Origin of the sequence: Streptomyces sp. NPDC041068 (assembly GCF_040647455.1) — a bacterium.
Lineage (GTDB): Bacteria > Actinomycetota > Actinomycetes > Streptomycetales > Streptomycetaceae > Streptomyces.
On record NZ_JBEZCG010000001.1, the window covers coordinates 547,163 to 566,361 of the forward strand.

Here is a 19,199-nt window from a genome sequence, read left to right on the forward strand (position 1 = left end):
AAACCGGCGGGCGGCACTCGACGAATGCCGTAGGTACAGTCGGTGCGGTGCCCGGTCGCCGGAAGGCCGGATCCGAGCGGTAGAGGGATGCTCGCAACGCGTCCCAGGGGGAGATCCGCGAAATCGGGCACCACCGGACAGGTCCGGATGGCCTCGGCGGGGCGACGCCCACGGGTCCGTCCGGTGCGAGCTGGTGCGGGGGACGCGAACGGTGGCTCGGGGCGCGGGGGCGGCGGGACATCCGCCGGAGGGGGAGACGACGCGGGAGGCGGCAGCGGGCGTGGGCCCGATCGATGCCGTGGAAACCGCCGACGAACTGGCCGCGCTGCTGCGGCAGTTGCGCCGGCGTGCCGCGCGCAGAGACGGCGGCGCACAGCTCACCTACCGTCAGCTGTCGGCGCGCACGGGCTGGGCGCACGGCGTGATCGGCGACTACTTCGCGGGCAAGACCCTGCCGCCGACGGACCGCTTCGACGCGCTGGTCCAGCTGCTCGGCGCCACCGGCCGCGAGCTGCGTCTCCTGGCGACGGCCCGCGACCGGGTGGAGGAGGCACGCCGCTCCCGAGCGGCCGCGGCGGCAGGCGGCCGTACGGGACGGGGCGGCGCGGACGGCCCCGCGTCCCCTCCGCCCGTCCCTCGCCAATTGCCCGCAGGCCTTCCAGAACTCCCGGGTCGCGGGGCGGAGTTGGCCGCGCTCGACGTGATGCGCCCCGGGCGGCGCGGGCGCGGCCCTCTCGTGATCGCGCTCGACGGGCCCGGTGGCGTCGGCAAGTCGGCGCTCGCCGTGCACGCGGCCCACCTGCTCGCCGAGCGGTTCCCCGACGGTCAGCTCTACGCCGACCTGCGGGGAACGCGCCGCGACGAGCGTCCCGTCGCACCGGCGGTCGTGCTCAGGCGATTTCTCGGCGCACTGGGGGCGCCGAGGCCGCATCCGGGCAGCGTGGCCGACGCGGCGGCGGCCTACCGCACGCTGCTCACCGAGCGGCGGGTGCTGATCGTCCTGGACCACGCCAGGGACGCGGCCCAGGTGCGCCCACTCCTGCCCGCGGCGCAGGGCTGCGCGGTCCTCGTCACCAGCCTCGGGGTGCTCGCAGCCCTGAACGGTTCCACCCACCTCCACCTCACGCCCCTCGCGCCCCCGGCGTCCGTCGCGGTGCTCGGCCTGTGGGCGGGGGCGGGGCGGCTGACCGCCGAGCGCGGCGCGGCCGAGGAGATCGCGCACCACTGCGGTCACCTACCGCTGGCCCTGCGCATCGCGGGCGCCCGCCTGGCGGCACGTCCCCGGTGGCCTGTGCGGGAGCTGGCCGCCCGGCTCGCCGATCCCGCGCGCCGCCTTGCGGAGCTGTCCTTCGCGGATCTGGACATGCGCGTGGCCCTGGAGGCGGGGTACCGGGAGCTGCTGGGCCGTGGCCCCGGCGGCCGGGCGGCGGCACGCGCACTGCCCCTACTTGCCGCCGAACAGGGTGAGTTGACGGTTGCGGAGGCGGCGGTGACGACGGGCGGGGCGCCGTCGACGACCGGGGCGGTCCTGGAGGAACTGGTCGACGCGCAGCTGCTGGAGTCCCCGGCGCCGGGCCGCTACCGCTTCCATCCGCTCACGCGGCTGTACGGTCAGTCCCTCGGTTTCGGTGTCGCCCCCCTCGGCCGCTCCAAGCCGTGCAGCTCAGCGTCCGGGCCGCCGTCGCAGTCCATCGACGTACCCACGCAATAGGCCGACTTGGCGGCCAACGAGGAGCGGCAACGCACGCACCCGTTCCGGAGGCGGATCCGGTGACGGCGATGGTGCCCGTGGCGGACGCCGAGTTCGCCGACCGCCCTGTCGACGCCCGGCGGCCGACCGCCGGTCACCCGCCGCTCCATCTCCCAGTCAGTGCGCGATGCCGTCGATCAGTTCGCGGGCGCCCTGGCGCAGCAGGGCGACGGCCACCGATGTGCCGAGCGTCGCCGGGTCGAGCGGGCCCGCCCACTCGTGCGCGTTGAGGACCGTCTTGCCGTCGGGCGTGAACACGCAGGCGCGCAGCGACAGGTCACCGTTGCGCTCCGAGCGCGCGTACCCGGCGATCGGCGAATTGCAGTGCCCCTGGAGTACGTGCAGGAACATGCGCTCGGCCGTCGCCTCCCGCCACGCGTCCTTGTCGCCGAGCCCCGTCACCGCGTCGATGGTCGTGGTGTCGTCCTCGCGGCACTGCAGGGCGAGGATTCCCGCGCCGATCGGCGGGCACATCGTCTCCACCGACAGGACCTCGCTGGCCAGGTCGGGGCGGCCGATGCGCTCGAGGCCCGACTGGGCGAGCAGCAGCGCATCGGCGTCGCCCGCGGCGAGCTTCTGGAGTCGGCGGCCCGCGTTGCCGCGCATCGGGACACACTGCAACTCGGGGTGCGAGGCGGCGAGTTGGGTCACACGGCGGACCGATGACGTGCCGATGCGGGTGCCCGCGGGCAGCTCGTCGAGGGTGAGGCCGCCCGGGTGGATGAGTGCGTCACGGATGTCGTCCCGCTTGAGGAACGCGGCGAACGTGGTGCCCGCGGGCAGCGGCCGGTCCGCGGGAACGTCCTTGACGCAGTGCACCGCGAGGTCCGCCTCGCCGGCGAGCAGCGCGGCGTCGACCTCCTTGGTGAAGGCCCCCTTGCCGCCGAGCGCCGCCAGATCGCCCATCCAACGGTCACCGGAGGTGGTGACCGGCACGACCTCGGTGCGGATGCCGGGATGCAGCGCGGCGAGTTCGGTGCGTACGCGCTCCACCTGGGCCAGGGCCATGGGGGAGGAGCGGGAGACGATGCGGATGAGCTCAGGAACGGACATGCGGTCCACGATAAGGGCTGCGCAGGGGTGCCCAGGACACGCGTCCAACTGATCAAAAGCACGATCGACACGGGGAGTTGACGTGTGGAGGGCGTGGTGGAGCGACGGCTCCTGCGGCGTCCTGCCTGGTGGTGGTCACGTACGCCGTACAACCCACCCGCTGACCCACCCGCACCGCCTCCGCATGCGCGCGCACAGGCCGCCTCATAGCGTGAGGTGCACGCGGCCGCGACCGAGCACCGCGCCCGCCCCTGGGAGGCCCCATGTCCAGCCCCGCCGCGCCGGAACGCCCCGCCATCGCTCTCGCGCCGATGGCGGCCACCCATCTGGCCGACGTCCTCGCCCTGGGCCACCGGGTCTACGACACGTCCGTGAAGCCGTACACGTCGTGGTCCCTGTCGGCGATCGCCGGGCACATGGACGGCGAGGCGTCCGCCTGCTGGGTCGCGCTCGACGGGGAACGGCTGGCGGGCTTCGTGCTCGGCTCGATGGGCTTCGACCAGCGGGGCGACTGGGGCAACTTGGAGTGGATCGCGAGCGCCCCGGAGTACCAGGGACAGGGCATCGCGAGCCGCCTGGTGAAGGCCTGCTGCGCGACGCTCACGGAGGCGGGCGCGAGCGCGGTCGTGACGGACGTCGAGTCCCGGAACACGGCGTCGGCCGCGCTGATGCGGCGCAATGGGTTCGAGGCGAGTGTGTCGGTGACGTTGTTCGTGCGCGCAACACGCCGGTAGTCACCGGTTCCGCTCATGACGGCTCAAGGGCCCGCCCAGAGGGCGCGGTGGTGGTCACGGCGGGGAAACCGAGCCGACGCGGGACGGGTTCGCTGTCAGGGGACGCGTCGACCTCCAGGTACACGGCTGCGCGCGCGGCGGCGAGCTCTGAACACGGCCGTCTCGTCCGGAGCCGCGGCGGGGAGGGGAAGACCCGGCGCAGCTCATCCGTGGCCCTCATGGGGCCGGTCGGGCAGGTGAACGCCTGCCCGACCGGACCGTTCGACGCGCAGAGCCGCCTCAGCAGGTCTCGTTGAAATTCCAGAACGCGCCCCGGGTCGCCTGCCCGGCGTCCCCGTCGATGTCGAGCTCGAAGCCGCCCCAGTAGTTCAGGTGCTTCTGCAACCCCTTGATGGTCTTGGGGCCGACGATTCCGTCGACGTCGGCGCCCCTGAACCCGAACTCCCTCTGCGCGGCCTTCCAGCTGTTGGGGCCGAGCCTCCCGTCGACCTCGCCGGGGTTCTCGCCCCTCTTCTTCAACCAGCACTGCCAGTTCTTGGCCCGGGCCCTGTCCAGGCCGAGATTGTTCTCGGCGAGGGCGGACACATCCTGAGCGCCGGTGGTGCGGGCGGCAGGCGGGGAGGCCGCGAAGCTCGCGGTGGCGCCTGCCAGGGTTCCGGCCGTGAGGCCGATGACGGCGGTTGCGGTGACGAGGGATTTCGCCAGGACGGATCGCATTCTCTCTCCTCTTTCTCCTTCAGGAAGGGCGTGGGCGGGCGCAGTTGGGCATGGGCGCGTACAGGACTTCCCAGGTGGCCGGTCCGACGAGAACCCCCGTGGCTTCGCTGACCCGGTTGCAGCGCTGGACCGCGCGGATCGCGGCACGGGTGCGGGGGCCGAGGATTCCGTCCACGGCCGGCGGGTCGACCAGGTTGCTGTACGTCTTGATCAGGCATTGCACCTGGGGAACGGCACCGCGCGGCTGCGCGTCGGGCGGGCGCTCCCGGACGACGGGACGGGCGCTGTCGTCGAGGTAGTTGCAGGAGGGCTCGGCGCGCGGTTGTCCCGCCGCGGGGGCGGCGGGGCCCGTGCCCAGAACCGTCCAGGTCAAGGCCGTCAGGGCGGGGAGCCCGACCACCGAGGCCGTCTTCGTCCAAGCCCAAGCCCATGTACCCGTACAAGTACGCACTCTCAGGACCTCTCCCGACATCGGCGACGCATCGTCCGACGGCGTGCCCGTCGGCTCTTGGCCAGCCAGTGTGGGTCGCTGGTCCCCTGGGCCGACAGCTGCGTACGGCTGGACGCAATGTCCCTGTTCACAGGCGTGCGCCCGTGCGGCGGGACCGAGCCTGAAAAGTGTCTGGTGCCGGACTCGCCCGGGCCGCAGCATGAGGAGCAGCCGAGCGCCCGCAGTGTCAAGGGCAGCCGAGCACGGACAGTCCGCTACGGGGGGCGGGGGTCATGCTGAGGATCCATTTCACCGGGGACGACCTGGCACGCACGGTGCTGGCCGACGAGCCCGACGCGCTGTGGGAGGTGTCGATCAGCCTGCACCGGCTCCAGCGCCGCGACGCCGGCGTGGTCTTCGGACCGTGGCGGTCCCGGATCCTGTCGCGGATCCCCACATCGATCCGGCTCCTGTCCTCCCTGGCCCCGGCCAGGGGCTACTGCCCGGACTTCCTGACGCCTGCCCGAGGGGCGTCACGCGCCGCCCAGATGGAGGCGTTGCGTTCCACCGGACGCTCGACGATCCGCGCGGAACTGCGTGAGTTCCGCCGACAGAATCCGAAGCTGCACCTGCCGTCGTGGTGCGCCCGGCTCGCCGAGGGCGACTCCGAGACGCTGGGCCGCCTCGCGCACACCGCCGACGCCTACTTCGACGCCTGCCTGACTCCCTACTGGGACCGCATCCGCGCTCAGGTGCACCGCGACCGGACGCGTCGCCTGGCCGTGCTCGCGGACGGCGGCTGGGAAGCCCTGTTCCGCATGCTGCACCCCTCGGCGCGCTGGAGCCATCCGGTGCTGGAACTCGACTACCCGGTGGACCAGGACATGCATCTCCAAGGGCGCGGCCTGGTCCTGCAGCCGTCCTTCTTCTGCCGCTACAACGTGACGAGCCTCCTCGACCCCCGGCTGCCGCCCGTCCTGGTCCACCCCATCGACCACGATCCCGGCTGGGCCCTGCCCGCCGGCGCGAGGGCTGAGGCGAATCCGCTGGCCGTGCTGCTCGGCGCCACGCGGGCACAGCTCCTGGAGGCGGTGGCGAACGGCGCGGCCACCACGCGGCAGTTGGCCCGGCTCGCCCACACCACGCCTCCCAACGCCAGCCGGCACCTCACCGCTCTGCGCGAAGCCGCGCTCCTGCGCAGCCATCGCCACCGCAACACCGTCCTGCACACCGTCACGCCCCTCGGCGTGGCCCTGCTCAACGGCCAACAGCCGCAGCTTCCCGCCTGATCGAAGGGGCTGCCCCCGACCGTGACCGTCACGGCTCCCCGGAGACGGTGACCGTCACGGCTCCCCGGAGCTTCGGCTTTCCCGGGCCCCCGCCCCCGGCTCCAACGGCGGCGCGTCGACGCCCAGACACGTCGTGCACTGCGGTTCGTTCCCGCGCTCGTGGTGCCACGATGCCGGGCTCGGCCGGATGAACGCCGCCGCGGCCACGGCCGCGAGAGCGAACAGCGCCGCGCAGCCCACGGCGGCCTTGCCGAAGGCGGTATTGAGCGCGGACGGATCCGCGTACGCCGTACCGGACAGGCCGACCGCGAGCGGAAGACCGGCCACCACGAGCAACTGTGCGATGCGCGCGGCCGTGTTGTTGACGCCGCTGGCGAGCCCCGCGCGCCCCGCGTCCACCGAGGCGAGCACGGTCGCCGTCAGGGGCGCGACGAACAGGCTCATGCCGAGGCCGAGGACGACGACCGCGGGCAGCACGTCGGTGACGTACGCGGCGCCGGGCCGGACCCGCAGCATCAGGAGCGCCCCCGCGGCCGCCACCAACGGCCCGGCGACGAGCGGCAGTCGGGGGCCGAGGCGCCGTGCCAGATCACCGGCGGACGCCGAGAGCAGCAGCATCAGGACGGTGATCGGCAGCGTCGCCGTGCCCGCCTGCAGGGCGTCGTACCCGAGCGTCGTCTGCAGCTGCACCGGCAGCAGGAACAGGATGCCGCCGATGGCCGCGTACAGGCACAGCGTCATCACGTTGGCCGCGGTGAACAGTCGGGAGCGGAACAGTTCGAGGGGCAGCATCGGGTCCTGCCTGCGGTGCTCGACCACGACGAAGACGGCGCCCGCCACGAGCCCCAGGACGCCCGGCAGGACCACCGAGGCCGTCGACGTGTCACCGGACGCGCCGATCAGCGCGAAGCTGATGCCCGCGAGGAACAGCGCCGCCAGGCACGCGCCCGCCACGTCGAACGGCCGCTGGGCCGCCGTCTCGTCGCGGCTCTCCGGCACGTGCCGCACCGCGAACAGCACCAGCGCGGCCAGCGGCACATTGATCAGGAAGATCCACCGCCAGCCAGGACCGTCGATCAGCCACCCGCCGAGGAAGGGGCCGATCGCCCCCGCCACACCGCCGAGCCCCGACCACGCGCCCACCGCGCGGGCCTGGTCGTCGGGGCGGTACGAGGAGCGGACGAGCGCCAGCGAACCGGGCGTCAGGAGCGCGCCGCCGATGCCCTGCAGGGTGCGGGCGGCGATCAGCGTCCCGGCGTCCTGCGCGAGACCGCACAGCGCGGAGGCCGCCGCGAACCACACCACCCCGATGACCAGCGTGCGCCGCCGCCCGATGCGGTCGCCGAGCGCGCCGCCGAGCAGGAGCAGCGCGGAGAGCGTGAGCATGTAGGCGTTGACGACCCACTGCAGGGCGCCGATGGACGCGTCGAGGTCCTTGCCGAGCGTCGGCAGGGCGACGTTGACCACCGTGCCGTCCAGCATGGCCATGCCCGAGGCGAGCACCGCGCAGGCGAGGATCCAGCGGCCGCGCGTCGAGGACAGCGCGACACCGCCTCCTTCGCCGGGAGCCGGAGTCGCCTCCGGAGCCTGACTCGAAGCCATCGCACCGTCCCGCCTGCCGTGCCGCCCTGCCTGCCCGCGCCGCCCCCCTTGCACATGGCCTACATGTGGACCGCCCCGCCGCCCGTCTCCGTCGGGACGGGCGCCCCTCTGCGGTACAGGACGACGGTAACGACCAGGCCGATCGCGAAGAAGAGAGCCGACCACCAGTAGGCCGTCGAGTACGAGTTCATGGCCGCCTGCGCCTGGACCTCGGGCGTCGGCTGCTTGCCCGCGAGGTAGTTGGACGCGGCCGTGGTGGCGAGCGTGTTCAGCAGGGCCGTGCCGATCGAACCGCCCACCTGCTGGCTGGTGTTGACCATCGCGGAGGCCACCCCCGCGTCGTGCGCCGCGACGCCCGCGGTCGCCATGCTCATCGCCGGGGCGAAGATGAGGCCGAGACCGAGGCCCGCGACCAGCAGGGGCGGCAGCACATGAGCGGCGTATCCGCTGGTCACGTCCAGGGCAGTGAGCCAGACCATGCCGACGGCCGACAGCGCCATGCCGAGCGGCACGATCGGCTTCGCGCCCATCCGCGGCACCAGATTGTTGGTGGTCACCACCGAGGCCACCACCATCACGGCGACCATCGGCAGGAAGGCGAGACCGGTCTTGACCGGCGTGTACTCCAGGATCTGCTGGAGGTAGTACGTGAGGAACAGGAACACCCCGAACATGCCGGCGCCCGAGATGAACATCGCGAGGAACGACGCCCCGCGGTCCCGGTCCAGGACGACCCGCAGCGGCAGCAGCGGATGCTCGGCGCGCGTCTGCCACCATGCGAACACCACCAGGAGCACCGCGCCGACCACCAGGAACCCCCAGGTCTGCGCGTCGCTCCAGGCGTGGGTCTCGGCGTTGGAGAAGCCGTAGACGATGCAGAAGAGACCGGCCGAGACCAGCAGCGTGCCGGGTACGTCCAGCTTGGGCCGGTCAGGCGGGGCGCCCGCGTGCAGCAGCCGCGCGCCGCCCACCATGGCGACCACGGCGAACGCCAGGTTCACGTACAGACACCAGCGCCAGTCCAGATACTCGGTGAGGACGCCGCCGAGCAGCAGGCCCACCGCGCCGCCCGCGCCCGCGATGGCGCCGTAGATGCCGAACGCCTTGGCGCGCTCCCGCGGGTCGGTGAACGTCGTCGTGAGCAGCGACAGGGCGGCCGGTGCGAGCAGTGCGCCGAACACGCCCTGCAGCGCGCGGGCCGCCACCAGCATCGAGAAGCTGGTCGCCGCACCGCCGAGCGCGGACGCCAGGGCGAAGCCGCCGAGGCCCGCGAGGAAGACGACCTTGCGCCCCACGAGGTCCGCGATGCGCCCGCCGAGCAGCAGCAGGGAACCGAAGGCGAGCGCGTACGCGGTGACGATCCACTGGCGGTTGCCGTCGCTGAAGCCGAGGTCCCGCTGGGCCGAGGGCAGTGCGATGTTCACGATCGTCGCGTCGAGCACCACCATGAGCTGGGCGATGCCGATCACCGCGAGGATCAGCCAGCGATGCTCGTGCCGTCCGCCTCCCATGTGCGGCACGGCGGGCGGCGGACCCGCCTCGCGTACGGGGTCGGGCGCGGGCACGGGTTCCGGCGCGGGCACGGCTTCGCGGTCCATGGTGACCTCCAGACACCCCCGCACCACGCTAAACGCACTGGTCGGGGGCCGCGACCGGGGCCTTCACCGCCGGTGCCGAGGCCTCCCCGCGGTGGGCCCCGGCACCGGCGGGAGCGCTACGCCACGTGATCCGCCGCCAGCAACAATTCGCTCACCCGTTCCCTGGCTCGCGCCACCCGCGACCGAACAGTGCCGACAGGACAGCCGACGGCGGCCGCCGCGTCCGCGTACGGCAGCCCGGCGAGCTGGGTCAGGACGAACGCCTCGCGGCGCGGCGCGTCGAGGGTCTCCAGGAGATCGAGCAGGGCCACGCCCTCCTCGAACCCGGGTACACCGCGCGGCTGCGCACGCTCCGCGGCGGCCTGCCAGTCGTCGGTGTCGGCGATCCGGGGCCGGGCGGCCGCCGAGCGGAACCGGTCGGCGACCGTGCGGCGCGCGATGGCGAGCAGCCAGGTGCGGGCACAGGCACGGGCGGCGTAACCGTGCAGCGCGGTCAGGGCCCGCAGATACGTCTCCTGGGTCAGGTCGTCGGCGGCGTGCAGATCACCGCTGAGGTGGGCCACGAACCGCCAGACGTCGCGCCGGGTGGCCTGCACGAACCGTTCGAACGCCTCGGGATCGCCGTCACGGGCGGCCAGCGCCCACTGGGTGATCAGCTCGTCGCGGGTCAGGTCGCCGCCGGGTCGTGAGCGCAAAAGGGCAGGGGTCATCGCAAAAGGTCCTTCGGTGAAAAGGAAGTTCGGAAGACGGCGCGGACGCCGAAAATCCGCCCGGCACCAGAAGGGCGCGGGGCGGTGTCAGGAACTGGCCGGAACGACCGGCGGACCTCTGCGCGAGACGACGTACTGGAGAAGGACCCCGCGCAGCCGCGGCACGGGGACGAGGGCGCCGACGTGCGGCGGTGCCGGGGGAAGGGCCGCGACCAGGATCGCGAGGACGAACCGCAGCGGCACGAAGAAGGCCGCTGCGAGCGCGCGGCCGGTACGGAACGCGGCCGCCTCGCCGCGCCACAGCCACAGGGCGCAGATCAGGGCGGCGACGACGTGGGCGAGGAACATGCCGAAGTCGCTGTGCCCGAAGACGGACATGATCCAGTGGGACACGCCTTCGTCCGGCATGGCACCGGACGACATGCCGTTGCCGGCCGAACCCGTGGGCATCGAGGGCATCGCAGGGTCGGACATCGGCATCGCATGGTTCATGTGGTCCATGCCGTCGCCGCCGCCGTGCGAAGCCATGGCACTCGCACCTGCACCCGAGCCCCGCGCCCCGTGGCTGCCCGTCGCCCCGCTCATCCGTTGCGCAAGGCCGAAGAGTTCGTGCAGGGCCAGCTGCGCGGCGACCGTCGCGCCGACGACCGTCGGCGCCCCGCGCTCGCGCCCGGTCAGCCACCACGCGGCGGCCGTCGTGGCGGCGAACGCGTACCCCACCGCCCACCAGGGCAGCGGTGCGGCGGACATGAGGGAGTGACCCAGGGCGGTCGCCACCACGCACACGGCCGCGAACACGGCGGCGCGCGCGAGGCGGAAGGCGGGCCCTGAGGTCATGGGGAGCATCGTGCCAGGTGGCGCCGCGGGGGACGACGGCGAGTCCCCAAGTTGCCTGAAGTGCCCGGATGGCGCGTACCTGAGACCGCTCAGCGGCACACTCCTCGGCGCCGCATCCGATATGCCGGGATCGCGGAAACGACCCGGGCGGCGTACAGGGAGGGTCTCCCGCACGCCGCCCGTGGATCGGCTGTTCCCGGAGGGTTCCGCGAAGGGCGGAGTCCTACGAGCGGTCGCCCGCGTCCTGGCCGCCCAGGGACTCGACGCCGTCCAGCGACTCGACCGCTTCCCGCGGCCCCGGCACCTTCGCGGTCTCCGTCGCGGCGGCACCCCGCCGCTTGGCCAGCGCGCCGCCCACGTACTCGGCGATGGGCTGCGTGTAACGGGCGGTCAGCGGTCCCACGATGACGAGGATCAGCACGTACGCCGTGGCCAGCGGGCCCAGCGACGGCTCGATGCCCGCGGTGACCGCGAGGCCGGCGATGACGATGGAGAACTCGCCGCGCGCCACCAGCGCGCCGCCCGCCCGCCAGCGTCCCTTCACGGAGATGCCCGCGCGGCGGGACGCCCAGTACCCCGTGGCGATCTTCGTGAGCGCGGTGACGACGGCGAGCGCGAGAGCGGGCAGGAGCACCGGCGGAATGCTCGCGGGGTCGGTGTGCAGTCCGAAGAAGACGAAGAACACGGCGGCGAAGAGGTCCCGCAGGGGCAGGAGCAGCGTATGCGCGCCCTCGGCGACCTCGCCGGAGAGCGCGATGCCGACCAGGAACGCGCCGACGGCGGCGGACACCTGGAGCTGCTGCGCGATGCCCGCCACGAGGATGGTCAGACCGAGCACCACGAGAAGCAGCTTCTCCGGGTCGTCGCTGGAGACGAACCGCGAGATGAGACGTCCGTAGCGGACCGCGATGAAGAGGACGATGCCCGCGGCGCCGAGCGCGATGGCGAGGGTGAGACTGCCCGCGGCGAGCCCGACGCCCGCCAGGAGGGCGGTGATGATGGGCAGATAGATCGCCATCGCCAGGTCCTCGAGGACCAGGACGCTGAGGATGACCGGGGTCTCGCGGTTGCCGACCCGGCCGAGGTCGTTCAGGACCTTGGCGATGACACCGGACGACGAGATCCAGGTGACACCGGCGAGTACGACGGCGGCGACCGGGCCCCACCCCATGAGCAGCGCGGCGATGGCGCCCGGCAGGGCGTTGAACGCGCAGTCGACCAGACCGGCCGGGTACTGCGTCTTGAGATTGCTGACGAGGTCGTTGGCCGTGTACTCGAGCCCCAGCATCAGCAGCAGGAGTATGACGCCGATCTCGGCGCCGATCGCGACGAACTCCTCGCTCGCGCCGAGCGGCAGCAGTCCGCCCTCGCCGAAGGCGAGGCCCGCGAGCAGATACAGCGGGATCGGGGAGAACTGGAAGCGCCCCGCGAACCGGCCGAGCAGACCGAGGGCCAGGATGATCGCGCCGAACTCGATCAGAAAGACAGCGGAATGCACGCGATCACTCCCGCCCGAGTATCGTCGCGGCCGTCTCCACGCCCTCGCGCGTACCGATGACGATGAGGGTGTCACCGCCGGCCAGACGGAAGTCGGGGGCGGGCGACGGAATGGCGTCGGCACGCCGGAGCACCGCGACGATCGAGACGCCGGTCTCGGTCCGCATCCGCGTCTCGCCGAGGAGGCGCCCGTTCCAGTGCGAGGTGGCCGACAGCAGGACGCGCTCGGCGACAAGACCCAGGTCGGTGGTGTGCAGGAGCGTCGGGCTGTGGTGCGAGGGCATCAGGGCGTCGATCAGCGCGTCGGCCTCGCCCGAACTCAGCCGCATCGACAGCGCGCAGGCGTCCGGGTCGTCGGAGCGGTACGCGCTGAGCGTCCTGGCTCCGTCCCGGTGCGCGACCACCGACAGACGCCGCTGTTCTCGGGTGGTCAGGTCGTACCGGATGCCGATGCCTGGAAGCGGCGTACGGCTGAGGCGTGAAGCGGGCACAGCTCTCCCCTTGCGCGATGGATGATGATGGATGATCTTCTTCCCCTGTTGTCACCCTATCGGGGCCAAGGGATGGCAAAAATCGCGCGGGAAAGCCCTGCGGCCCCGCGCGACGGCGGGGCCGGGAACCGGCTCGGGGTGGGTCGGACCAAGCCCCGGAAGCCGTCGTTCAGTTGATGATTCAGTTCGTGATGGTGACGCAGGGAAGCCCCACGCTCGAACCGCCGCGGAAGCCCTCCGCGCAGAGCCGGGTGCCCGCGGGGAAGTGCCGCTGCGGGTACGCCTGGTCCCGGTAGGTCCTGAACGCGGCAACGTCCTCCACCTTCGTGTTGGCGCTCCAGCCGTTGGTGGTCCACACGCGTGCGCTGATGCGGTTCGGCTGGTTGGTGTTGGTGACCGACACCTCGACCCGGCCCAGATAGGTGCCCGAGTCGTACGTCTCGATGCAGACCGAGTTGTTGCACCACTTGCCGTCGGCGACCGCCGAGGGACCCGTGGCGATGAGACAGCCGAGCGCGGCGGCGACCGCCCCGACGAACGCGGCGAGCTTCTTGGTGATGTCGTGCATGGCGAGCGACCCTCAAGCCTTCTACTCGGACCCGCGACGAGGCGCCGGGCCCTGTCGGTTCATGACGTCGGAACCAACGCGGCGAAAGATCATGGGTTACGCCGCCCGAGGACCGTGCCGACGGAGTCCGCCTGTTCAGGGGACTTGTCCTCGCGGTAGCGCACGACGCGGGCGAAGCGGAGCGTGACGCCCGCCGGATAGCGGGTGGACTTCTGCAGGCCGTCGTAGGCGATCTCCACGACGAGTTCGGGCCTGACCGTCACGACATGCCCGTCGTCCTCGACCGCCAGCTCCTGCAGGCGCTCCGTCTGCCAGGTAAGCATCGCGTCCGTCATGCCCTTGAAGGTCTTGCCCAGCATGGCGTACGTGCCGTCGTCCCGCCGCGCGCCCAGGTGCAGGTTGGAGAGCTTGCCGGTGCGGCGGCCGTGGCCCCACTCCGCGGCGAGAACCACCAGGTCCAGGGTGTGGACGGGCTTCACCTTCAGCCAGGTGGCGCCGCGGCGGCCCGCGCTGTAGGGGGCGTCGAGCGACTTCAGCACGACGCCCTCGTGGCCGCGCCCCAGCGTCGCCTCGAAGAACTCCTGGGCCTCGCCGCGCAGCCGCTCGTCCTCCGGCTCCGCCACCAGGACGCGCCGCACCCGCATCGGCTCGGGCACCAGCGCCGCCAGCTCCGCGTGGCGCTCGGCGAACGGCAGATCGAGCAGGTCGCGTCCGGCCACGGACAGGGCGTCGAAGAAGACGGGGGACAGGGGCAGTTCGGCCGCCGCCGCTGCCACGTCGACGCGCGAGCCGACGCGCCCCGCGACCTCCTGGAACGGCCGCGGCCGTCCCGCGCCGTCGAGCGCGATGACCTCGCCGTCCAGGATGAAGTGCGTGCCCGCCAAGTCGAGCGCGGCGGCGGTCAGTTCGGGCAGCCGGTCGGTGATGTCGTCCAGGGTGCGGGTGTAGACGCGTACGTCGGATCCGTCCCGGTGGACCTGTACGCGGATGCCGTCCAGTTTCTCCTCGACCGCGCACGCCCCCAGCTTGTCGATGCCCTCGGCGACGGACGCGGCGCTGTGCGCGAGCATCGGCAGGACGGGACGGCCCACCGTCAGCCGGAAGTCGTCCAGGGCCTCGGCCCCGCGCGCAAGCAGCGCCTGGGCCACGGGGCTGACGGAACCGGCCAGCATCACCGAGCGCCGCACGGTGGCCGCCGGCGTCTCCGTCGCCACCGCGAGCCCCTCGACGGCGACCGCGTCCAGTGCGCCCTGGCGGACCTCGCCGGTGAGCAGCCCGAACAGGAACCGCTGCTCGTCGGCGGTCGCGGCACCCATCAACTCCGCGACGAGCCGCTTGCGTTCGGCCTGCGACCCGCTGCCGCTCACCGCGCCGATCGCGGTGAGCGCGGCATCCGTACCGCGTACCGTCAGCGTCGGCTCGGCCGCGGGCGGCCCCGCGTCCTTGAGCGTGCTCCACCCGATCCCGAGCCGCCCCTGGGGCAGCCGCCCCGACAGATACGGGATGGCGATCGGTACGTCCTCCGGCTCGGCGGCCCGGAACAACTCGGCGAGCAGGGCGATCTTCCGGGACCGCGCAGAGGTGGCGGCCACTTCCTTGGACACATGCGCAACCCGGGCAAGCAGCATGGGGCCATCCTGCATCGGGGGCGGGCGGGGCGCATGGGGGAGGGACGACGGGCCGCGCTCCGCCGGGCCGGACGCTCAGTGCGCCGACAGCACCAGGCGGTAGCCGCTGTTGCGGTAGCCCGCGCGGTCGAAGGCCGCGGCCATGGGGGTGTTCGTGAGATCGGTGTCGGCGCGGATCATGCGCGCGTCCGCCTCGGTGACCAGGATCCGGGTGGCCTCGGCGAGCAGGGCGTCGGCGTAGCCGCGGCCGCGGTGCTCGGGAAGGACACCGAGATAGCCGATCACCGGGCTGACCTGATTGCGCGACGGGAGCACGAAGCCGACAGGGTCGCCGTCCGGTGTGCGGGCGATCCGCCACCAGGAGCGCTCGCCGGGCATGCTGTCGCGGTAGAAGGCGACGTCGCCGCGCGCCTGGGCCTCGGCGCCGAACCGCTCGGCGTCCTTGCGCGAGGCGGCGTCGAGCGTGTCGGTCAGGACCCGGCGGAAGAGGTCGACGTACACGTCGTCGTCGGGCTCGGCGCGGAAGACGACCTGGTGTGACACCTCGGGTTCCGGGAGACCGGCTTCCGGCGTCCACTCGTACCGAAGGCGCTCCACGTCCACGGGAAGGCCGGCGCGGCGGGCCGCCTCCCGGCGCCAGTCCAGCGCCGTGACGACGTCGGGACGCACGCGCCAGTCCGGGGGCAGGAAGACGTGGTACTCCGGGGGCGTGGCCACGCCCTGCCGCGCGTACTCCGCGTGCGCGGTGGAGAGCAACTCGGCGGCGAGGGCGGTGCGGAGGCCGTCGGTGCCGACCGACGGGGCCACGAACACCGCGTCGAGCGCGCCCGGTCGAGCCGCACCCGGGCTGCCCCACCAGGCGGCGACCGCGAGGGGCGCGCCGCCGGCGGGGTCCTCGGCGACCCATGTCCGGTCGTGCCGGTACTGGCCGTCGGCGAGCTTGGCCAGATACGTGTCGGCCGTCAGACCGCAGGCGGGGTCGGCGACGAGGAGTGGGAGCAGACGGTCGAGGTCGGACGCGACGCTGGGCCGAATGACGGGCACGGCTGACTCCCCCTTGGGACTTGGTACTTGGGCCTTGGGACGTGGGGCCTGGGCCCTGGGTTTTGGGCCTCAGATCTCAGATCTCAGATCTCGGACCTCGGACCTCGGACCTCGGATCTCGGAACGGTCGACTTCCTTGGATCTGGCGACCCGCGAATTTACTCGAAGTCCTCGACGAAATAGCTGTCGTGCCGGATGCGGAACTCCTTGAGCTTCTGCGCGCCGCGCTGCGACATCTCCGCCACCTGCTCGAAGTACTCCTCGCGCGGAGCGCCCGGCGAGAAGAGCATCAGCATGGACACGGGCTCGTCGGTCACATTTTTGAAGGCGTGCAGGCCGCCGACCGGGACGTACAGGAAGTCGCCTTCGCGGCCGGTGACCCACTTCTCGCCGTTGTAGAGCTCCAGTTCGCCGGAGAGGACGTAGAAGGACTCCGACATCGCCTTGTGGAAGTGGGTCTTGGCCCCCGCGGAGCGGGGGCCCAACACCCCCTTGTAGAGCCCGAATTCGCCGCCGGTCGACTCCTGGGTGGCGAGGTAGGAGGTGGAACCGCCGGGTGAGGAGACCTCCGGCGGGGTGTCGGCCGAGCGGAAGGACGCGTTCACCACGCCCTTGTCGCCGTGGTAACGGGGCTCCGGGTACTGGAAGTTCTCCAGGTACGACATCGTGCGCTCCTTCTCGGCAGGTTCTTCACCTTGTCGGCAGCTTCGCTGACATGGTGGCTCCTGCCCGGGGAGCGCCGCATCGGGCCTGCGGACGATCGCCGGTGGGCCCGGGGACGAGGGCCGGGGACCTAGGGCCGGTAGAGCGCTCGGGCGCGTGCCAGGTCGACGGGGGCGTCACCCGGCTCGCCCTTGCCGAGGGACAGGAAGTGCTCCACCTGCCACGCCTGGGTACGGGCCGCCTGGCGGCTGGTCGTGGTCACCCACGGTGGATAGACGCGGAACCCCCGCTTCCCGTCGGAGCCGTCGCGGGACACGATGCCGCGCTCGCACAGCACCTCGCGCGGGAACACGAACTGTCCGAAGCCGTCGTCGTCACGGCTGCTGATGACGACGAGATCGATCCCGTCCGCGGCGTCGAAGGGACGGATCGGGCCCTCGGCGGACCGCCGCCAGACGGTGACGAACTGGCCGACCTTCGTCGGGGTGGTCTTGGCTGCACGGAACGCGACCGACAGTCCGTCGAGCGTGAAGCCGTACGCCGCGTACTCGGCGCTCTCCGGTTCGGGAACCGGCTGTGAGCAGGCGAAGCCACTCGTGTCGTACACCAGGGTCTTCGCCGCGAGCAGGTCTCCGTGCAGTCCTGCCCACGGCTGGTTCGTCGTCATGCTCACATCCTTTCATCGCGCCGCGGGGCGCCCCGTCCACCCACTAGGGCCAGTGGCAGATGTGGATCGGCCCGATCCAGGGTTCGCAGACCGGCGGCCGGGGGTCCGTCGAAGGCTCGGGCGGAGGCTCCGTGGGGGTGGGGTCGACCGGCGTGGGTTCGACCGGTGTCGGGTCTACGGGGGTTGGGTCGACCGGAGTCGGAGTCGGCGTCGGAGTCGGAATCGGTGTGGGTGTCGGCGTAGGAGTGGGTGTTGGGGTTGGGGTGGGTGTCGGTGTGGGTGTCGGCGTAGGAGTGGGCGTCGGTGTCGGCGAGGGCGTCGTCGGCTCCGGGCTCGCCGGGGGAGCGACCGGTGCCTGCGAGGCGGGACCCGTCGCGTCGTCATCCGGCTGGGTGGGCCGCTCCGGCTGTGAAGGCCGCTCCGGCACCTGCGGCGGCGGAGCCGGACGCTGCCGCTCCGGCGTCTGCCCGGCCTCCTTGTCCGGCGCCTTCCGCGACGAGGGCGAGTCCCCGGAGCCCGCTGAGGCTCCGGAGCCCCCGGTGTCCCTCGCACCCGGCCCCGCCCGCCACGGTGGCGCGGGCGGCTGCGGAACCCCGCTCTCCACCACCGCGGCCCGCTGCTCCGGCGCGGTCGGCTGCCCGTTTCCGCTGAGGACGAGGCCCGCCGCGACGGCGGCTCCGGCAACGGTCGCCCCGACCGCCCCTGCCGCGGCGACGGACATCTTGCCGCCGCCGGTCAGCACGTGCTTCACGCCGTGCAGCAGCCCGCCCCCGTGGCCCCCGGACCCGGCGGCCGCCGCCCCCGCGCCGACCGCGGACCCCGCGGCCAGCGGCACCAGGAACTTGCCCGCACCGCCCAGGACGAAGATCAGCAGAGCGGGTCCGACGAAGGCGGGGAGCCGGTCGTTGGCGCGCATCAGCAGGGCGAGCCGCGCCCGGCAGTCCGCGCAGCCGCCGAGGTGGTCCAGGAGCCGCTCGGACTGCCGGGTCGACGCCTCGCCGCGGATGTGTCCGGGCATGCGGTCCCAGTGCGTCTCGCACGCCGGGTTCTCGGGCGTCCCGGGGTGTGCGCGCAGGAAGGCCTGCCGCATTCCCTCGCGCGCCCGGTGCAGCAGCACGGCTGTGGCCCCGCGCCCGGCGCCGATCCGCCGACCGATCGCTTCGAGGGGCTGGCCCTCGGCCTCGGCCAGCCAGAGCGCCTTCACCCACCGCTCGGGCAGCTGCCCGAGCACCCGCGTCAGCAGGTCCACGGAGGACACCCGCGCCGCCGGGTCCTGGCTCTCGCCGTTCGCGCCGAAGGGGGAGTCCCCGGCACCTGTGATCCAGACGGCCTCGGGGGCCTGCGGATCGCGCGGAGTCTCCCGGCCCGCCGCCCCGCGGCCGACCGTCGCCGCGAGGTGGCGCACGGTCGTCATCAGATACGCGGGTACGTTCTCGATCTCGTGTCCGGCGGACAGCCTGCGCCAGACCCGGAAGTGGGCCTCGGCGACGAGGTCGTCGGCGACCCAGGCGTTACCGGTGAGAGAACGTGCGTACGCGACGAGGCGGGGCTGCTGTTCCTCGAAGACACGTGTGTAGTCCGCTGTGACGGGCACACGGACGGGCGCGACGGTCGGCTCCATCGCGGCGGCCGTCGCGTCGGCGGCCTGTGCGGCGGATATGCCGGAGGGGACGTCGGCGGGGACGTCGGTCATGGCAGGACACTCTCCCGTTCCCACTGCGGGGGGTTCGGACGAGTTCGAAACTCTAGGCGACAAATGTCGGACTTATGAGACGTGAGTGGCACAGGTCACATGGATTGCTCGGTGTGTTGCCGTAATGACGCCCCACCTCGCGGGGTCGTACGGGTGGGAGTCCGGAAACGGAATCCCGAGAAGCGAACCGGATCGAACCGGACCGGGACGGAAATCCGTGCACCGGCT

At 72.6% G+C, this 19,199-nt stretch carries 18 protein-coding genes; 3 read left to right on the forward strand and 15 right to left on the reverse strand.

Annotated features, from left to right (window positions below):
• Positions 1-298: 298 nt before the first annotated feature.
• Entirely contained in the window at positions 299-1,711 is a 1,413-nt protein-coding gene (locus AB0B50_RS02130) for a helix-turn-helix domain-containing protein (protein ID WP_362324110.1), read from the forward strand.
• A gap of 156 nt (positions 1,712-1,867) precedes the next feature.
• Here the strand turns inward: AB0B50_RS02130 and hemC are convergent, their stop codons facing one another.
• On the reverse strand, positions 1,868-2,803 hold the full coding sequence (hemC, locus tag AB0B50_RS02135) for a hydroxymethylbilane synthase (RefSeq protein ID WP_362324113.1): 936 nt from the start codon (positions 2,801-2,803) through the stop codon (positions 1,868-1,870).
• Between the two features lie 263 nt (positions 2,804-3,066).
• Here hemC and AB0B50_RS02140 point away from each other — a divergent pair, with 263 nt between their 5' ends.
• On the forward strand, positions 3,067-3,537 hold the full coding sequence (locus tag AB0B50_RS02140; RefSeq protein ID WP_362324116.1) for a GNAT family N-acetyltransferase: 471 nt from the start codon (positions 3,067-3,069) through the stop codon (positions 3,535-3,537).
• A 279-nt stretch (positions 3,538-3,816) separates the two neighbouring features.
• On the opposite strand, the gene AB0B50_RS02145 is transcribed toward AB0B50_RS02140, so the two are convergent.
• Both AB0B50_RS02145 and AB0B50_RS02150 read right to left on the reverse strand, forming a co-directional pair.
• Complete coding sequence (locus tag AB0B50_RS02145) at positions 3,817-4,254, reverse strand: peptidoglycan-binding domain-containing protein (RefSeq protein WP_362324119.1); 438 nt, start codon at positions 4,252-4,254, stop codon at positions 3,817-3,819.
• Positions 4,255-4,273: 19 nt separating this feature from the next.
• A complete protein-coding gene (locus AB0B50_RS02150) occupies positions 4,274-4,627 on the reverse strand; it encodes a peptidoglycan-binding domain-containing protein (protein WP_362324121.1) in 354 nt (117 codons plus the stop codon).
• 350 nt (positions 4,628-4,977) lie between these two features.
• Between AB0B50_RS02150 and AB0B50_RS02155 the strand changes: the two genes are divergently transcribed.
• Complete coding sequence (locus AB0B50_RS02155; protein WP_362324124.1) at positions 4,978-5,973, forward strand: winged helix-turn-helix domain-containing protein; 996 nt, start codon at positions 4,978-4,980, stop codon at positions 5,971-5,973.
• Between the two features lie 54 nt (positions 5,974-6,027).
• Here AB0B50_RS02155 and AB0B50_RS02160 read toward each other — a convergent pair whose 3' ends face one another.
• The 12 genes from AB0B50_RS02160 to AB0B50_RS02215 form a co-directional block, all read right to left on the reverse strand.
• Positions 6,028-7,575 carry an MFS transporter gene (locus tag AB0B50_RS02160; RefSeq protein ID WP_362324127.1) on the reverse strand — a complete coding sequence of 516 codons (1,548 nt, stop codon included), beginning with the start codon at positions 7,573-7,575 and terminating at the stop codon, positions 6,028-6,030.
• A 59-nt stretch (positions 7,576-7,634) separates the two neighbouring features.
• Positions 7,635-9,086 carry an MFS transporter gene (locus tag AB0B50_RS02165; protein WP_362325038.1) on the reverse strand — a complete coding sequence of 484 codons (1,452 nt, stop codon included), beginning with the start codon at positions 9,084-9,086 and terminating at the stop codon, positions 7,635-7,637.
• A 203-nt stretch (positions 9,087-9,289) separates the two neighbouring features.
• Entirely contained in the window at positions 9,290-9,883 is a 594-nt protein-coding gene (locus tag AB0B50_RS02170) for a sigma-70 family RNA polymerase sigma factor (protein ID WP_362324130.1), read from the reverse strand.
• Positions 9,884-9,970: 87 nt separating this feature from the next.
• The gene (locus tag AB0B50_RS02175; RefSeq protein WP_362324133.1) at positions 9,971-10,720 is read right to left on the reverse strand and encodes a hypothetical protein; all 750 of its coding nucleotides are present in this window, start codon (positions 10,718-10,720) and stop codon (positions 9,971-9,973) included.
• Between the two features lie 223 nt (positions 10,721-10,943).
• Positions 10,944-12,218 carry a cation:proton antiporter gene (locus AB0B50_RS02180; protein WP_362324136.1) on the reverse strand — a complete coding sequence of 425 codons (1,275 nt, stop codon included), beginning with the start codon at positions 12,216-12,218 and terminating at the stop codon, positions 10,944-10,946.
• Positions 12,219-12,222: 4 nt separating this feature from the next.
• A complete protein-coding gene (locus AB0B50_RS02185) occupies positions 12,223-12,708 on the reverse strand; it encodes a TrkA C-terminal domain-containing protein (RefSeq protein WP_362324138.1) in 486 nt (161 codons plus the stop codon).
• Between the two features lie 181 nt (positions 12,709-12,889).
• Positions 12,890-13,276, reverse strand: a complete 387-nt coding sequence (locus tag AB0B50_RS02190) for a hypothetical protein (RefSeq protein WP_362324140.1) — start codon at positions 13,274-13,276, stop codon at positions 12,890-12,892.
• Between the two features lie 89 nt (positions 13,277-13,365).
• Entirely contained in the window at positions 13,366-14,904 is a 1,539-nt protein-coding gene (locus tag AB0B50_RS02195; protein ID WP_362324142.1) for an ATP-dependent DNA ligase, read from the reverse strand.
• A gap of 75 nt (positions 14,905-14,979) precedes the next feature.
• Positions 14,980-15,948: a GNAT family N-acetyltransferase gene (locus tag AB0B50_RS02200; RefSeq protein ID WP_362324145.1), complete on the reverse strand. Its 969-nt coding sequence runs from the start codon at positions 15,946-15,948 to the stop codon at positions 14,980-14,982.
• A 158-nt stretch (positions 15,949-16,106) separates the two neighbouring features.
• Positions 16,107-16,613 (reverse strand): cupin domain-containing protein, encoded by a 507-nt coding sequence (locus AB0B50_RS02205; protein ID WP_362324148.1) that lies wholly within the window; start codon positions 16,611-16,613, stop codon positions 16,107-16,109.
• Positions 16,614-16,741: 128 nt separating this feature from the next.
• Positions 16,742-17,278 carry a MepB family protein gene (locus tag AB0B50_RS02210; RefSeq protein ID WP_362324151.1) on the reverse strand — a complete coding sequence of 179 codons (537 nt, stop codon included), beginning with the start codon at positions 17,276-17,278 and terminating at the stop codon, positions 16,742-16,744.
• A gap of 43 nt (positions 17,279-17,321) precedes the next feature.
• Positions 17,322-18,971, reverse strand: coding sequence for a sigma factor (locus AB0B50_RS02215; protein WP_362324154.1), 1,650 nt, complete (start codon positions 18,969-18,971; stop codon positions 17,322-17,324).
• Positions 18,972-19,199: the final 228 nt, after the last annotated feature.

Bases quoted from the DNA above. Each gene is read 5' to 3' on its own strand.
- AB0B50_RS02170 (WP_362324130.1), bottom strand. From the start codon at position 9,883: ATGACCCCTGCCCTTTTGCGCTCACGACCCGGCGGCGACCTGACCCGC.
- AB0B50_RS02160 (WP_362324127.1), bottom strand. From the start codon at position 7,575: ATGGCTTCGAGTCAGGCTCCGGAGGCGACTCCGGCTCCCGGCGAAGGA.
- AB0B50_RS02145 (WP_362324119.1), bottom strand. From the start codon at position 4,254: ATGCGATCCGTCCTGGCGAAATCCCTCGTCACCGCAACCGCCGTCATC.
- AB0B50_RS02205 (WP_362324148.1), bottom strand. From the start codon at position 16,613: ATGTCGTACCTGGAGAACTTCCAGTACCCGGAGCCCCGTTACCACGGC.
- AB0B50_RS02165 (WP_362325038.1), bottom strand. From the start codon at position 9,086: ATGGGAGGCGGACGGCACGAGCATCGCTGGCTGATCCTCGCGGTGATC.
- AB0B50_RS02195 (WP_362324142.1), bottom strand. From the start codon at position 14,904: ATGCTGCTTGCCCGGGTTGCGCATGTGTCCAAGGAAGTGGCCGCCACC.
- AB0B50_RS02215 (WP_362324154.1), bottom strand. From the start codon at position 18,971: ATGACCGACGTCCCCGCCGACGTCCCCTCCGGCATATCCGCCGCACAG.
- AB0B50_RS02155 (WP_362324124.1), top strand. From the start codon at position 4,978: ATGCTGAGGATCCATTTCACCGGGGACGACCTGGCACGCACGGTGCTG.
- AB0B50_RS02175 (WP_362324133.1), bottom strand. From the start codon at position 10,720: ATGACCTCAGGGCCCGCCTTCCGCCTCGCGCGCGCCGCCGTGTTCGCG.
- AB0B50_RS02210 (WP_362324151.1), bottom strand. From the start codon at position 17,278: ATGACGACGAACCAGCCGTGGGCAGGACTGCACGGAGACCTGCTCGCG.
- AB0B50_RS02190 (WP_362324140.1), bottom strand. From the start codon at position 13,276: ATGCACGACATCACCAAGAAGCTCGCCGCGTTCGTCGGGGCGGTCGCC.
- hemC (WP_362324113.1), bottom strand. From the start codon at position 2,803: ATGTCCGTTCCTGAGCTCATCCGCATCGTCTCCCGCTCCTCCCCCATG.
- AB0B50_RS02140 (WP_362324116.1), top strand. From the start codon at position 3,067: ATGTCCAGCCCCGCCGCGCCGGAACGCCCCGCCATCGCTCTCGCGCCG.